This window comes from Mastigocladopsis repens PCC 10914 (genome assembly GCF_000315565.1).
Taxonomy (GTDB): domain Bacteria; phylum Cyanobacteriota; class Cyanobacteriia; order Cyanobacteriales; family Nostocaceae; genus Mastigocladopsis; species Mastigocladopsis repens.
On sequence record NZ_JH992901.1, the window covers coordinates 1,446,940 to 1,461,753 of the forward strand.

11 protein-coding genes and 1 pseudogene are annotated in these 14,814 nt (G+C 41.1%); 6 read left to right on the forward strand and 6 right to left on the reverse strand.

Annotated features, from left to right (window positions below; genetic code table 11):
* Window positions 1-63: 63 nt before the first annotated feature.
* A complete protein-coding gene (locus tag MAS10914_RS0108660) occupies window positions 64-1,680 on the forward strand; it encodes an ArnT family glycosyltransferase (protein ID WP_017315528.1) in 1,617 nt (538 codons plus the stop codon).
* A 240-nt stretch (window positions 1,681-1,920) separates the two neighbouring features.
* Here the strand turns inward: MAS10914_RS0108660 and MAS10914_RS0108665 are convergent, their stop codons facing one another.
* Entirely contained in the window at window positions 1,921-3,603 is a 1,683-nt protein-coding gene (locus MAS10914_RS0108665) for a hypothetical protein (RefSeq protein ID WP_232224135.1), read from the reverse strand.
* Window positions 3,604-3,861: 258 nt separating this feature from the next.
* Here MAS10914_RS0108665 and MAS10914_RS0108670 point away from each other — a divergent pair, with 258 nt between their 5' ends.
* From MAS10914_RS0108670 to MAS10914_RS0108685, 4 genes are all read left to right on the forward strand, one after another.
* Complete coding sequence (locus MAS10914_RS0108670) at window positions 3,862-4,788, forward strand: glycosyltransferase family 2 protein (RefSeq protein ID WP_017315530.1); 927 nt, start codon at window positions 3,862-3,864, stop codon at window positions 4,786-4,788.
* 87 nt (window positions 4,789-4,875) lie between these two features.
* The gene (locus MAS10914_RS0108675; protein WP_017315531.1) at window positions 4,876-5,343 is read left to right on the forward strand and encodes a MarR family winged helix-turn-helix transcriptional regulator; all 468 of its coding nucleotides are present in this window, start codon (window positions 4,876-4,878) and stop codon (window positions 5,341-5,343) included.
* Between the two features lie 269 nt (window positions 5,344-5,612).
* Entirely contained in the window at window positions 5,613-6,887 is a 1,275-nt protein-coding gene (locus MAS10914_RS0108680; RefSeq protein WP_017315532.1) for an MFS transporter, read from the forward strand.
* 175 nt (window positions 6,888-7,062) lie between these two features.
* The gene (locus MAS10914_RS0108685) at window positions 7,063-7,509 is read left to right on the forward strand and encodes a DUF3574 domain-containing protein (protein ID WP_017315533.1); all 447 of its coding nucleotides are present in this window, start codon (window positions 7,063-7,065) and stop codon (window positions 7,507-7,509) included.
* Here the strand turns inward: MAS10914_RS0108685 and MAS10914_RS0108690 are convergent.
* Together MAS10914_RS0108690 and MAS10914_RS35445 are read right to left on the reverse strand one after the other, a co-directional pair.
* The gene (locus MAS10914_RS0108690) at window positions 7,498-8,223 is read right to left on the reverse strand and encodes a tetratricopeptide repeat protein (protein WP_017315534.1); all 726 of its coding nucleotides are present in this window, start codon (window positions 8,221-8,223) and stop codon (window positions 7,498-7,500) included. The two genes, MAS10914_RS0108685 and MAS10914_RS0108690, sit on opposite strands and share 12 nt — an antisense overlap.
* A 15-nt stretch (window positions 8,224-8,238) precedes the next feature.
* Window positions 8,239-8,403, reverse strand: a pseudogene (locus MAS10914_RS35445) (Uma2 family endonuclease); the annotation flags it as partial.
* 277 nt (window positions 8,404-8,680) lie between these two features.
* Here MAS10914_RS35445 and MAS10914_RS0108700 point away from each other — a divergent pair.
* Window positions 8,681-9,475 (forward strand): LmeA family phospholipid-binding protein, encoded by a 795-nt coding sequence (locus tag MAS10914_RS0108700; RefSeq protein WP_017315536.1) that lies wholly within the window; start codon window positions 8,681-8,683, stop codon window positions 9,473-9,475.
* Between the two features lie 141 nt (window positions 9,476-9,616).
* Here the strand turns inward: MAS10914_RS0108700 and MAS10914_RS0108705 are convergent, their stop codons facing one another.
* The 3 genes from MAS10914_RS0108705 to MAS10914_RS0108715 form a co-directional block, all read right to left on the reverse strand.
* A complete protein-coding gene (locus MAS10914_RS0108705) occupies window positions 9,617-11,008 on the reverse strand; it encodes a UDP-glucose dehydrogenase family protein (protein WP_017315537.1) in 1,392 nt (463 codons plus the stop codon).
* A 74-nt stretch (window positions 11,009-11,082) separates the two neighbouring features.
* Window positions 11,083-12,021 carry a UDP-glucuronic acid decarboxylase family protein gene (locus MAS10914_RS0108710; protein ID WP_017315538.1) on the reverse strand — a complete coding sequence of 313 codons (939 nt, stop codon included), beginning with the start codon at window positions 12,019-12,021 and terminating at the stop codon, window positions 11,083-11,085.
* Between the two features lie 515 nt (window positions 12,022-12,536).
* On the reverse strand, window positions 12,537-14,687 hold the full coding sequence (locus MAS10914_RS0108715; protein WP_017315539.1) for a cation:proton antiporter domain-containing protein: 2,151 nt from the start codon (window positions 14,685-14,687) through the stop codon (window positions 12,537-12,539).
* Between the last annotated feature and the right edge of the window lie 127 nt (window positions 14,688-14,814).

Below are 14,814 nucleotides of genomic sequence, written 5' to 3' on the forward strand. Positions count from 1 at the left end.
CGTATTCTAAAAACAGACAAAAATATCAGCAGCCAAACGAAGAATTTGGCTAGTATCAAATCGATGTTGTATAAACTACAATTTCTTCATCCAATTAGGCTGTTCATAGGAGTTTTAAGAGCCTTTCCTCAGGTCACTTTGTTAATTTGGATACTCCCATTATTGCTGTTCAGTTCTGGGCAAGATAGCCTAATGGCACATGATGAAGGGCTTTATGCTTGGCGAGCGCGCTTCATGATAGACTCTAGCGATTGGGTACATCCCTGGTCAACTCCGCATCACAAAACCCCTGGTGCTTATTGGTTAGTTGCTAGTTTCTACACGCTGTTTGGCATCAGTGAAGCAAGTGGGCGATTGCCTAGTATGATTACAGGCATTCTGAGCGTACTACTTGTATACGAAATCGGCAAAATTATCCTTGGCAAAAAAGTTGCTTGGCTTGCTGCTGCCATTTTGAGTGTAGAATTTCTTTGGCTGCAATACTGTCGTTTAGGCACACCTGATGTGCCGATGATTTTCCTAGTCCTTTTAGCAATTTGGTCTTTACTAAAAGCTGAATTACAGCCTAAATATCGTTTTGCTTGGTGTTTTCTGGTCGGTTTTAGTTTTGGCTTAGGCTTCTTAGTCAGAAGCTTTGTGATTTTTTTGCCAATGATCGCTTTGCTACCTTATCTCATTGGGGAACATCGCCGTCATCGTCATCTTACCAACCCCATGTTGTATTTTGGGTTTGTGGTAGGTTTAATTCCCACTTTTATCTGGCTGTGGCTCAACTGGTTGCGATACGGTGATGCTAGTTTGGTGAAATTAATTAACTTTGTGATCAACTTAGGTTCTGGTGAACGCCATCATAACGGGTTAGAGTTTTATTTCTGGAATTTACCTCTAAAAGCATTTCCTTGGGTGTTTTTCAGCGTTTTTGGCTTATTTTTGGTGATTCGTCGTCCTATTCCTCGCTACCAACTCATATTAATTGGCTATCCCCTTGTTTTGTTTACCGAACTAAGTTTTTTCTCCACTCGTTTATCTCACTACAGTCTTTCGCTGTATCCATTCATTGCATTACTTGCGGCTGTGGGGTTAAACTCGCTAGGCAAAATTTACCAGGATGTAGAGACGTTGCACGCAACGTCTCTACAAAAAATTAAGCGCAATCTAAGTTATGGCTTTGCAGTATTCAGTATTTTACTGTTAATAGTGGGAATACTTGCTTTTGTTGGGGGTGATGCCCAAGTCCGCAAGTATGCCCCTTTGGCATTAGCATTAGGATTAGGTTGGTTGATACTACCTTTGGTGTGGATTGCTCATTACCACTTAGGCAAAAATCTGAGTTCTCGTTACTGGTTAGCTGGTTGGTTAGTCCCTGCTTGGATAACTTTGGCTGCTGCTGGTAGTAGTGGCTTTTTAGGGGACTACAACCCTGAGATCAAAACTTTTCTTCAACAGCCTGCGATCGCTCAAGTTTTACACTCATCTCCTATCAACTTTGTAGATATAAGAGGTAAAACTGACGTGTTACTCAAATTTTACACTCCTCACCACGGCAAGCGACTAAAGCTTTCTAAACTGCCAGCCTCTGGCTATGCTTGGATTTCTCATAAACAGATGGCAAACATATCTCAGCCTCATCGGGTTGTTGGTACTGTGGAAACAGTGAGTTTAGTACAACTTCTTGATTAGTTTTGAATTTCACTTTAAAGTTTGTCTTTGTTTGATCAACAGATCCCAAATTCATTTATGGGTTAATTACCAATGTAGAGACGTAGCATGCTACGTCTCTACATCAGCAAAAGATGAATCCAATTAACGCTATAGCCGTTCCTAGTCTGGTGAGGTACAAATTTATCTATATTCATCTGTGTCCATCTGTGGTTAATTACTTCTTCCTTGTACCTCACTGGGTTGGGAAACGCTTTATTGTTAGGATTTTTGGCTGATACATTTTGCTTCTAGCACCACCAAATTTCCTGTCTCAAAAGCCGTACAATTTTGCATAACCTTTGATAAAGCTGGAACCTTACCCTGCTGTAAACCTTCTAAAGCATTCCTTGTGATTTTCGTTATTGGATCATTTGGCACTTTGGAAGATAAATACTGCCGCAACCACCTATCTTGTTGAAGATATTCTGCTGTAAACGCGCCTTTCTCTAAGAGAAAAAAATCAACTCCGTATTTTTGAATCAAATTCTGAACATCCGCTAAATTTGAGCTATATTGAGCGCGAATTAAATCAGCCAGTCGTTGACGAAATTGACGATAATAGCCGACATGGTAGGCGATCGCATATTCGCCACTTACTAAAATAGGACGTTGAGAAAAGCTTGGTATATTCGTTGCTTCTCCTGCTAAAGATGCTATGAGAGTATCTTTAGGTTGCTGCTGAAAGAATTGATACAAAGGCGGAACTTGACCAACAATGTAACTATTCCTAGGAAAGCTATTTTGCCAAAATAAATTAGGATAAAAAACTATAATTACCCCAATTAAGGCTGTTGCACCAAAGGTCAAAAGCTTTTGTTTACTGCTATTTTTTAAAACTGCATCTAATATAAGTGTCAGAACCACTGCTGTGGCTAAAGCAAATACAATCTTAAAACTATGCACTGTGAAGCGGCTGGGAAGATACAATTTGAAAAGCAAAATATGAGCAGCAAAAAATAGAAATAACGAAACTACTACCAAATGTAGCAATATTGAGATATGATTACGTACCTGTTTAGCTAAAGGAAAGCGAGATTTAAATCGCAATAATAGCGGTAAAAATAATCCTAAAATGACTATCGGTGGGTTAAACGATATCCTAATTCCAGAACGACTAGCGCTCAACCAAAACCTTATTGGGTTGTCGTCTCGAAAAAAGCTCATTCGTCCTGATGGCATAAATTCTGGTAAAATTCTCGCTTCCCTAACAGAAATTAAGGAACCAAATAGGGATGATTCTAAGGAATAAGGCAAGAGAACTGCTAATCCTACTACTAATCCCAGTCCACAAAATAAATAATCGTTACGTTGTTGAGAAAATCGCGGTAAACCTCTGTCAAACTTGAAAATTTGCAGAATCAGGATACCCACACATATCAAAACAAATCCTGGATAAAACAGCCCCAGGATTGCTAGAGATATCAGGCATGGTAACAATGCTCGCTGTAAAAAATAGTAAGTAAAAGCAAAAAATAATGGATATAAAAAAGCTCTAGATGTAGCTGAAATCAAATCATCGGCAAGCCATAATCCTTGATTCATCAACAAGGTGCCGATAAACCCTGTGACTGGTAATGGCAAGATTTTTAGACAAACACCAAAACAGTAGATAGTTGTAATGACTCCTAGTAAGATTGGTAGGGTTTTACTTAAAAAAAATGGTTGAAATCCTATTAATGTTAGGGCTTGGTAAAAAGCTTTATATCCAGGTGGTGAAATCGATTGAAAATAATCAGTAATTAAATCTTGGGGAAAAAGTTCAGGGTCTACAAATCGCTGCATCCAAAAAATATGCTGTCGTGCATCATCCTGAATGATATACTCATGCCCAAAAGCTGGCAATATTGCTTGGACGCCATACACCGTCGCCACTGTTATGCTTAAACTCAACCAAAACATCATATTGAATTTTGTTTTTTTGAAGAGCAGCGCTGTCACAAGTTGATGTATATTTGTTATCTTCATTACCGTTTATTCTTAGTTATTAAAATTAAAAAAATAACATTATTTTTCAAAGTTTACGCTTCGTAGTTTACATTAAAAAAGTCAAGTAAACTAAATATTATAAATTATGAATTTAATTGACCAACTTAATTTTCTTTTCATAACAATGAACAATAAATCATAGTAAACTACAGAAACACTCTGCCAAAATAAGTCATGCAGGAAGACACGCGAACAGGTAAGGAAGCTTCACTAAATTTTCAAATGGCAACGGTTGTCTGTCCAGCTTTTTCGCTTGTCATACCTGTATATAACGAAGAAAAAAGCATTACAGCCGCACTGAACAATTTACGCTCTATCCTTGAACTGGCAGATTGTGATTATGAAATTATTGTGGTTAATGATGGCTCTACGGATACCACAGGTGATCTCCTGTGTTCTTACATTGACATTCGTGTCATTGAACACAGTAGGAATAGGGGATATGGTGCAGCCCTAAAAACGGGCATTCGTCAAGCAAAGTATCCCATAATTGCAATTACTGATGCTGATGGAACTTATCCAAACGAGCATATCCCCGAATTGGTTGCTCTAACTGCTGATGCTGATATGGTTGTCGGAGCCAGGATAGGTAGTAAAGTCCACTACTCTAATTTGCGGAAAATACCTAAATGGTTTCTGGTGCGCTTTGCAGAATGGATTACAATGAGGAGCATTCCAGATTTAAATAGTGGGTTAAGAGTATTCCGTAAAAGTGTTGTTGAGGAATTTCTCAACATTCTACCTGATAGCTTCAGCTTCACGACCACGATTACAGTAGCGATGCTCACCAATCATTACGTAGTTCATTACGTACCAATTAACTATCATCATCGCGTTGGTAAAAGCAAGATTAAGCCATTTCAAGATACATTACGATTTGTACAGCTGATCTTGCGAACGGGCGTGTATTTTGCTCCCTTAAGAGTCTTCTTGCCTGTAGCTGGTTTATTTTTTAGTGGTTTTTTAATTACTCTGTATCAAGATATTTTTATCCGGCGCGATTTGACGGAGCGCACACTAATTCTGTTTGTCGCTGCTACTCAATTGGGAATGTTTGCTCTGTTAGCTGACATGATTGACAAGCGCAACGGACGTAACTGACTTCATCAGAACCTGACAAGTAGTCCTTGCCAATCACTAAAATAGTGCTGTAGTATTGATATTACGCACGCTAAGTTTTTAGGATAAATGGTTTATAAACCCAACAAGTCCCAAGATTTGGAGTCGTGGCAGCAAGTTCGCGCACCCTACGGTGTAGGCTACCGAATCAAACTTCTCTCACAACTTCTCGCTCGCAAGTTTACTGAGCGTTTGGAGCCGTTTGGATTAACCCCCTTTCACTGGGTAGTTCTGTGCTGTTTGTGGGAGGAAGATGGTTTACCCACTTCCAGCATTGGGGAAAAACTGCAACAGGTGGGCGGTACGTTAACTGGCGTATTGGATAGAATGGAAGAACGCGGATTGATTCGTCGAGAACGAGACTGTCGCGATCGCCGCATCTGGCGTATTTGGCTAACGGATGCGGGTAAAGAATTGGAAACAGCCTTACCACCCATTGCCGTAGAAATTCGCGAGCAAGCCATGAGTGGTATTTCCTATGCTGAACGCGAACAATTTTCCCAACTTCTCAATCAGGCAATAAATAACTTATCGTAGAATCACCCAATCGGGTGAGGCGCTTTTCGAGTTTTTATTAAAAAATATTACGTGTTCTAAGTATTTACAGAAGTTAGCGTGCAAGTCAAGTATTACGAGGGAATAGGGAACAGGGTGTGGGCAAAAATTTGTCATCCATACCCTGTAACCTGTTCCCTCTTACCTCTTCCAAAAGCAGTGGTATCCCACTCCACCTGTGGAGTGGGGTTTGGTATGAGGTCAGATGATATCTATGAAAGGATATGGAATTGGTATAAACTAAGGCTTTAATGAACTCACACACGAGAAAGAGACCACTGTTACCAGCACTAAAGTCACGAAACTACCGACTGTTTTTTGCTGGACAAGGTATTTCCCTAATTGGATCTTGGATGACACAAATTGCCACTATTTGGCTGGTTTATGACTTAACTAAATCACCAATAATGCTGGGGTTTGTGGGATTTTCCAGTCAAATTCCCAGCTTTTTTCTTGCTCCCTTTGGGGGAGTGTTCGTGGATCGCTTTTCCCGTTATCGCACCATAATTGGTACGCAATTACTGTCAATGATTCAGTCGTTGATGCTAGCATTGTTGGCGTTTACTGGCGTGATTCAGATTTGGCACATCATTGGCTTGAGTTTGTTTCAAGGATTTATTAATGCCTTTGATGCACCAGCAAGACAAGCATTTGTGCCAGAGTTAGTGGAACAAAGAGACGATTTAGCAAATGCCATTGCTATCAACTCCACAATGTTCAATGGTGCGCGGTTAATTGGTCCGGCGATTGGAGGTTTGTTAATTGCTAGCATTGGTACAGCTTACTGTTTTTTGATTGATGGTTTAAGCTACATTGCTGTAATTTTTGCTTTATTGGCAATGAAAGTGAAGCCGTGGAGAATCACGGTTATTGATACTAATCCCTTGCAGAGAATTAAAGAGGGATTTGAGTACGCCTTTGGCTTTCCACCAATTCGTGTCATCTTGTTACTATCAGCCTTAGTTAGCTTGATGGGAATGCAATATACAGTACTCGTACCGATTTTTGCAGAAGAAATCTTAAAAGGCGGCGCACAAACTCTAGGTTTTTTGATGGCTGCATCGGGAGTCGGAGCGCTATCAGGTGGAATTTATTTAGCGACACGACAAACAGTAGTCGGACTTGGTAGATTGATTGCCTTAGCTCCAGCTATTTTGGGCATTGGTTTGATTGCGTTTTCTTTGTCGCGCTTCCTGCCATTTTCTTTGTTGGCAATGCTGTTGGTTGGTTGGGGGACAATCATCCAAGTTGCTGGAAGCAACACAGTTTTACAAACAATTGTTGAAGATGACAAACGCGGACGAGTGATGAGTTTTTTCACTATGTCATTTTTAGGAATGATACCCTTTGGCAATTTGTTAGGAGGTGCATTGGCAGAGCGTATTGGTGCTACCAATACATTAATTATTGATGGTATTGCTTGTATTTTGGGGTATATATTTTTCTCGAGACAGTTACCAGGTTTAAGAAAATTGGTACTCGTAATTTATGAGCAAAAAGGTATCTTAACAAGTGCGAAACACTAAAGTATGAATTGCTACTGATACGCCAAAGTTCATGCAATTGCGATGGCGCAAAGTGCCCCCCGAGGCGATTGGGCGAAGCCCAGACGGCTTCGGCGTATCACATTGCTTCAGTTTTTCGGAACACTAGAATCAAGATGTGAAGCTATACCTTGGTGATACTATCCATGGTGCTTCGATGGCAATTTTGCAAAACAGTTTAAATAGCCTCATTCTTACAGGTTTACTTTTTATCGGTCCTGCTGATACAAATACTTTCGTTCGCGCCCAATCGCCCCAAACATCCACTTTCTACTCAAGTGAAAGGATTCTCACTAAAGATGAGTTGTACTTTGGCTTATCCAAACCTGGAGGGAAGATGGTCTCTGAGGTTGAGTGGCAGCTATTTTTGAACCGTGTGATTACACCTCGGTTTCAAGAAGGATTAACTGTGATGGATGCCTACGGGCAGTACCTTAACAGTTCTGGCAAACTGACAAGGGAAAAGACTAAAGTAGTCATTCTGATTTATGAAAACAGTTCAAATAGAAATCAGATGATTGAAGAGGTGATAGCAAGCTATAAACAAAAATTTCAACAGGAATCAGTTCTACGGGTAAATACCAATGTCAGGTTATCTTTCTGAATTTAGTTTTGTCGCTTTTAACAACAATATTTGCTCTGTTTTTTTTATTTGCTCTTGGTTAAAGGCAGCTTGCTTAAGATGACTTAAAAAATTTCTATTGCTATACCTGGAATCTAAGTTAATGGCTTGGGTATAAACTTTTTTTGCGGTCTCTTTGTTACCACTATCCCAATAGGCGATCGCACTAGCAACCAAAGGATGAGGATTATTTGGTTCAAGAATAGCAGCACGGTTAGCAGTTACAATAGCCAAGTTATAAATTTGTAACCGATGCAATGCTAAACTTAAGTTAAAATAAGCAATTTCGTTATCTGGCTTGAGAATTGCTGCCCAAGTATGAACCAATACTGCTGCTGTTAAGTTGCTATCAACAAGATAGACAATTCCTAAAGCATTGTAAGCAGGAACATACAATGGCTTTTGATATATTGCTTCCCATAAAGATTGTGCTGCTGCTTGCTCATTTCCTGCTAAATGCAATGTCCAACCTAAATTAACTCGGCCCATAATATTTTCAGGTTCGAGTTTTACGGATTTTTGCATTGCGGTAATGGCTTCAGAATACCGCCCTTGTTGACGATAGAATAGTCCTAATTGTCGATAGTCACCAGCTTGATTGGCAGCTTTAGCTAAAGGTGTACCAACAAAAGTCAAAAATAAAGATGCACAAATTCCATTAATTATCCTTGCTTTTGCTAATTTCAACACCTTCATTCAATCTCCTTTGTGGAGTAAGATACTTTGGGGATGTTCTTGCAGGTTTTTCGCGCCAGTTCGCACAACGGGGGGAACCCCCGCAAGTGACTGGCTCACAAATGTCCCGTCGGAGTCCGGCAACTGCTTATGGTCGGGTAAAGTTAATATCGAGTCGGTAGCTGTAGTGACAGAAGTCATAGGCTTCACCTGGCATCTATCTGACTTTTATTGTAATCCTCGCATCTGTTACAGCTGGCAATACTCATGCCATAGACATTTTGTTCTATATCCACACAGGTATGCTTTGTTTTGTACCACCTCAGATTTCTAGCCTAAGGATGATTTTCGTTCACCCAGATACTCCACCATTAGCTATCCCACGTCTTTCTATCAGCACATTCAATTGCCAAAAACTTGCTGAATCCTTCACAATTTGTTACAAAAATACAGAGAACTTCTATAAACTTAAACTCGAATGTTAGGCGGACTTACTGGTTTAACAGATCCTAAAGGCACTGACTGGGGAGAGCGGATGCTCAATACCGTCGCCAGCCAAACGATTCGCCACTTGTTCACTCAAAGCGAGTCAGTGGAAGTCTCTGTGCGATGCTATCCCTCTAGCAAACTCTTGCAAGGTAGTATCGATAGCTTCAAAATGACAGGTCGTGGCTTAGTTATCCGCAGAGACTTTGCAGCCGAGGAAATTTCTATAGAAACTGATGCCGTTGCTATTGACTTTAGCTCCGTTTTGAGCGGTAAGCTGCGCCTGAAGCAACCTACTCAAGCTATTGCTCAAGTCGTCCTATTAGAAGCAGGCATTAACCAATCTTTTAAAGCAGAATTGGTAAAAAAGCGTCTGGAAAATCTTACTGTACCTGAATTAACAGCATTATCTGGCGGTCAACCAGTCTCTTTTCCCGAAATTCAGGTACAGTTACTGCCTCAAAATCGATTACGGGTTATAGCCAAGGCAGATTTAAACAATGATGAACTTGTTCCGCTGTATATGACCGTAACTATAGGTATTGAACGGCGGCGACGTATTAGTTTTAAAGACCCAGAAATTGAACTTGACCAAGTACCAGAAGCACAACGGGAGATTTCACAAACCTTGAGTCTAGCACTGGCAGAAATTTTAGATAATATGGTGGACTTAGACCGTTTTGACTTAGATGGGGTAAAAATGCGCCTTAACCGTTTAGAAACAGAGGGTCAACGCCTGATTTTTAGTGGTTATGCAGAAATTGAGCGTATTCCTAAAAATCCCTAGTTTCTTATTTAACTTCTTGCAAAAATCAGGTTCTTTATAAATTTGACTTCTCAAAAGGTTTACCCGTCCCATTTGATGAAGGCAGGACTTCCAAAATAGCATTCCCAGGCATAACCTGGGAACGAGAGATTAAATATTGGGTTAGCGACCAATAGCTACGTATTGGAAACCAGCTCTAACCATTGTCTCGCGGTCAAGAAAGTTACGACCGTCAATCATCACAGGGTGGCTCATCAACTCCGCCATCTTGCTGTAGTCTAAGTTTTTGAACTGCTGCCATTCAGTCACAAGTACCAAAGCATCGCAGCCATCGGCAAGTCTTTCAGCATCGGTTTCTACCAGCACACCAGTAAGACCATGACGCATACCTGTTTGAGAAACAATTGGGTCGTATGCCTTAACTTTGGCTCCCAGTCTATTCAACTGCTCAATGATGTTGAGGGCTGGAGCATCGCGCATATCATCGGTATCGGGTTTGAAGGTTAAACCTAATAATCCCACACTTTTCCCTTTGAGGATTTTCAGGGTTTGCTGGAGTTTTTCAATGGCAAGCACGCGCTGGCGTTCGTTGACATTAACAGCCGCTTTTAGCAACTGAGCCTCATAACCGTAGTCATCTGCGGTGTGAATGAGGGCAGCTACGTCTTTGGGGAAGCAGGAACCACCCCAGCCAATGCCAGCGTTTAAGAATTTGTTCCCAATACGGGAGTCTAAACCGATACCTTTTGCAATTTGGGTCACGTCAGCACCAACGCGATCGCAAATGTTGGCAATTTCGTTAATGAAACTAATCTTAGTTGCCAAGAAAGCATTAGCAGCGTATTTAATCATCTCCGCCGAACTCAGGTCTGTCACCAGCACTGGCACTGGGGGTAGAGATTGGTCTGCGGCAAACTTACGCTCAACAATTGGGGTATACAGTTCTTTCATCATGGCTACTGCCTTTAAACTGTTGCCTCCCAGTACGATGCGGTCAGGGTTGAAGGTGTCGTACACCGCCGAACCTTCACGCAAAAACTCTGGATTGCTGACGACATCAAACTCAGCTGTAATCTCAGGCAGCTTATCGTAGCTTGGCGCTCCACCAGCGGTGATCAGTGTTTTCTGGCGTTCGGCTATGCCATCTAAGACAATCATCCGCACCCAGTCTCCTGAACCAATGGGTACTGTGGATTTATTCACAATCACCTTATACCCACCGTCTAAATGAGCGCCAATACCACGGGCAACCGCTTCAACATAGCGGGTATCACTCTCCCCAGTTGGTAAAGGTGGCGTTCCTACAGCAATAAATAAAATTTCTCCGTGAGCGACTCCTGCAGCTAAATCTGAGGAGAATTGGATCTTACCTGCACTAATAGCAGACTGCATAATTTCCGACAGTCCAGGCTCAAAGATGGGCGACTGCCCAGACTTCATGAGCTTGACTTTCTCTTCGTTGTTGTCTACACAAATAACATCATGTCCGATGTGAGCTAAGCAAGCACCTGTTACTAAACCTACATAACCAGTACCGATGACGCAAACACGCATTTTTTTCAATTCCTCGCTTTTCGGGGTTAATCTTTTATAAAGAAGTTTTCACAACGAATCCACGAATTTTTTACTCAGGACTGAGCACTTTTGATGCGCTCATGGAAATCTTCTATAGTCAGTTTTAACCCCGGTTGCAAAGGAACGGTAGGTTCCCAATTTAACCAAGTTTTTGCCCTTGTGATATCAGGACGACGACGACGTGGATCGTCAGAAGGTAATGGCTCAAACTTAATCTGTGCATCGGGGTTTACCAAGTCTTGCACTGTTTTCGCCAATTCTAAAATCGTATATTCATCAGGATTTCCTAAATTCACAGGACCAATGTATTCACCATTCATCAGTCGTATCAGTCCTTCTACTAAATCTGATACGTAGCAAAAACTACGGGTCTGGGAACCTTCTCCATAAACGGTTAAAGGAATACCCCGCAATGCTTGAACGATAAAGTTGCTCACGACTCGACCATCGTTTTCTAGCATTCGAGGTCCATAAGTGTTGAATATACGGGCTACCCGAACATCGACTTTATTTTGTCTGTAGTAATCAAATGTTAATGTTTCAGCAATTCTTTTACCTTCGTCGTAGCATGAGCGAATTCCAATAGGATTAACGTTACCCCAGTATTCTTCTGTTTGAGGATGCACTTCAGGATCGCCGTAGACTTCACTGGTTGAAGCCAACAAAATTCGTGCCTTCACACGTTTAGCCAACCCCAACATATTAAGCGTCCCCATGACGTTAGTTTTGACTGTTTTCACGGGGTTGTACTGGTAATGCACTGGGGAAGCTGGGCAAGCCAGATGGTAAATTTGATCAACTTCCAAGCGAATTGGTTCAGTGATGTCATGGCGGATCATTTCAAAGTAAGGATGATCGAACCACTTAAGTATGTTTCGTTTATGCCCAGTATAAAAATTATCTAAGCAAATGATTTCGTGTCCATCAGCTATTAGTCGGTCGATTAGATGGGAACCAATAAACCCAGCACCGCCCGTCACCAAAATTCTCATAGTTTCCCAGTTACTTACAAGTATTTGCAGTAGTTATTGCGCTTATATATTAGATTACCCAGCCTTGAAACAAAAATACATTACCTGCATGAAAAACTGATAAGGTTTTGTTAAACCTATCAAGTTGCCTCGGGATGCTTGCTTGTTATATATGCACTATTTGACTTCAAATTTCAATTAGAAAAATAACAAACATCTTCTGCAAATGTAAGCTTTTAACCGAGATTTTACCAAAACTTTAAAAAGATAAAGTTTTTCAGATAAAAAACAAAAGTTTTTACGTACATAAAGACAGTCATGTAATCACTAGATGCTCCGCTTCTATCCAAGACTTTTTAGACATAAGTTTTATAGAAGATGAGGCTTCCATAGAGAGTATTGAAATTTGAATTCATCTAAGAATGGGGATGTATTGAGTTAACTATCAAACAAATTCGTGGATGATTTTAATATCGGAATTTTGGATTCAGAATTCTCCTGATTTTAGACTTGCAATTGCATATAATCATCTTAAGTCATACAACGCCTTCTGATATGGCAGCTGTAGTACTACTGGTAACCTCAGCCGGCACAATTGCGGTCTGAATACGTTGAGGTTCTCCAAGCATGATGATTGAGCAGGTAAGTTGCTTGGCTAATTCAGTGGTGACATCGCTAATTGCTAACCCACCAGGAACAGTGCGATTACGTATAAAAGGCAATACGACTAAGTCATATAGTCTCGCTGCCTGCAAAATTGCTTGAGCGGTATTTTCATGAGCTATGATTTGAATCTCTGGTGGATTTTGCAGTGCTAATCTCGAGATAAGTAAGGACAGTTGCGATCGCCTCCAAGCAATCTTACTTGAACTAGTACGGCGTTCGCAGACATTTAGCACGGTCACCTGTGCTTGATTTGCATCTGCTAACATCTGGGCAAATTTGACAGCCTGTAATGAAGGTGTCATTAAATTTTCCAATGGCACCAAGATGCGCTGAATTTTTTTTGGTGATTCCACCAGCCGTGTTACCGCTACTGGACAATGGGATGCCCATAAAACGTTATCAATTACATTACCAAATAAACGTGCTTTCAACCCAGTACGTTTACCCCAACCCATGATAATCAAACTTGCCTTTTGTTCTCGCGAAGCTCTACTAATTCCCTGAGCAAAAGCATCGTCAATTCTCAGCAATGGTTGTGCTTCCACACTCAATAAATCACTAAGTGCTGTCGCTTTTGCTAATAACCTTTGACTTCTTTGCACAGAAGCTTCCAACTGAGGTGCATCCATGTGAGCAAAAGCAGTTGCAATCGCTAGCGGTACAATTTTGCCATGTGCCTGTTGCGCCAAGAGCGCTGCCATTTCAATTAAATGCTGTTGTGTTTGAGGGTTGTAAACAGGTACTACTATCGTGTAAGGTTTGTCTCTTTCTTCTGGCTTCTGGTAAGGCGGGGTAAGAGTCCTTTGCTCCTTAAGTGTTGAGGAAGTTAAGCCTACAGCTACTCGACTAGTAATAAGCGGTCCTAAAGTTGAAGTTATGAGCATGAGGACAATGACGCTACTTAAGACCCTCAAATCAAGCAGATTAGCTTCATACCCTATTAACGTGACTGCTAACGTTGCACCAACTTGGGGCACTGACAATGACCACATTGTTAGCGTTTCCTGCCAGTTGTAGCGATAAACCAGTTTTGCCAAAAAAGCAGCGATAAATTTACTTGCTATTAAACCAACTACAATGAAGAGCGTTAACTGTAGGATACCGATACTTTCAACAAAGGCAGGCACGTCAATAAGCAAACCAAGGTTAACAAAGAAGATGGGAATGAACAGCACACTGCCAACAAACACCACCTTTTCTTTGACCGGACCTTCTCCTACTGCCTCATTGACAACTAAACCTGCTAAAAAGGCTCCAACAATTTTTTCTACTCCAATCAATTGTGCGCCCACAGCAGCAAGAAACACGGAGAGCAGCACAAACAAAAACTGATTTCCCTCATCATCACCAGAGCGCCGGAAAAATTCTTTCCCCGCCCAATCAAAGCCTACCAAAACGACAATTAAGTATATAATTAACAAACTCACCAGGGTGGTTAGCCGCAAAAAGCTGAATTCTCCATCTCTCATTGCTACACAGACAGCTAACACCAGTAGGGCACCAATATCGGTAAAAATGGTGGCTCCAATGGTAACAGTTACGGCTTCGTTATTTACCACTCCCAATCGACTTATAATGGGATATGCCAAAAGGGTATGGGAAGCGAATAAAGAGCCAATTAATATTGCTGAATTCCACTCAAAGCCAAAAATCCGCCCTACAAAAGTTCCCACCATGAGGGGAACCAAAAAGGTTAAGCTGCCAAACCCCAACGACTGATTTTTTGTGCGCCGAAACTGCTGTATGTCTATTTCTATGCCTGCCACAAACATCAAGTAAACTAACCCTATGTCTGATAGCAGATTCATCATCGGTGATTCTGTTTGCAATAAATTCCAGCCGTGAGGACCAAGCACTATCCCGGAAGCCAGTAAACCTACTAATCCAGGTATTTGCAGCCGTTCTAACAGGATGGGCACAACTAAAATAACCACCAATAAAATAGCAAAAGGAACGATTGGTTCCTTGCTGAGAACTTGGGAAGTTGGTTCCAAAGCAAGAACTTGTGATACGAGTTCCATAGGTAGGACGCAGAAGTGGCGATAGTGGTGCTTTGATTACCTTAAGCGTAATCGTTGAATCTATTCAATTGCAAAACTCACCCTAATGAAAAAATCAAAAAATCTTATCTAGACTACCTAAACGATT

Bases quoted from the DNA above. Each gene is read 5' to 3' on its own strand.
- MAS10914_RS0108660 (WP_017315528.1), top strand. From the start codon at position 64: ATGTTGTATAAACTACAATTTCTTCATCCAATTAGGCTGTTCATAGGA.
- MAS10914_RS0108665 (WP_232224135.1), bottom strand. From the start codon at position 3,603: ATGATGTTTTGGTTGAGTTTAAGCATAACAGTGGCGACGGTGTATGGC.
- MAS10914_RS0108670 (WP_017315530.1), top strand. From the start codon at position 3,862: ATGCAGGAAGACACGCGAACAGGTAAGGAAGCTTCACTAAATTTTCAA.
- MAS10914_RS0108675 (WP_017315531.1), top strand. From the start codon at position 4,876: ATGGTTTATAAACCCAACAAGTCCCAAGATTTGGAGTCGTGGCAGCAA.
- MAS10914_RS0108680 (WP_017315532.1), top strand. From the start codon at position 5,613: ATGAACTCACACACGAGAAAGAGACCACTGTTACCAGCACTAAAGTCA.
- MAS10914_RS0108685 (WP_017315533.1), top strand. From the start codon at position 7,063: ATGGCAATTTTGCAAAACAGTTTAAATAGCCTCATTCTTACAGGTTTA.
- MAS10914_RS0108690 (WP_017315534.1), bottom strand. From the start codon at position 8,223: ATGAAGGTGTTGAAATTAGCAAAAGCAAGGATAATTAATGGAATTTGT.
- MAS10914_RS0108700 (WP_017315536.1), top strand. From the start codon at position 8,681: ATGTTAGGCGGACTTACTGGTTTAACAGATCCTAAAGGCACTGACTGG.
- MAS10914_RS0108705 (WP_017315537.1), bottom strand. From the start codon at position 11,008: ATGCGTGTTTGCGTCATCGGTACTGGTTATGTAGGTTTAGTAACAGGT.
- MAS10914_RS0108710 (WP_017315538.1), bottom strand. From the start codon at position 12,021: ATGAGAATTTTGGTGACGGGCGGTGCTGGGTTTATTGGTTCCCATCTA.
- MAS10914_RS0108715 (WP_017315539.1), bottom strand. From the start codon at position 14,687: ATGGAACTCGTATCACAAGTTCTTGCTTTGGAACCAACTTCCCAAGTT.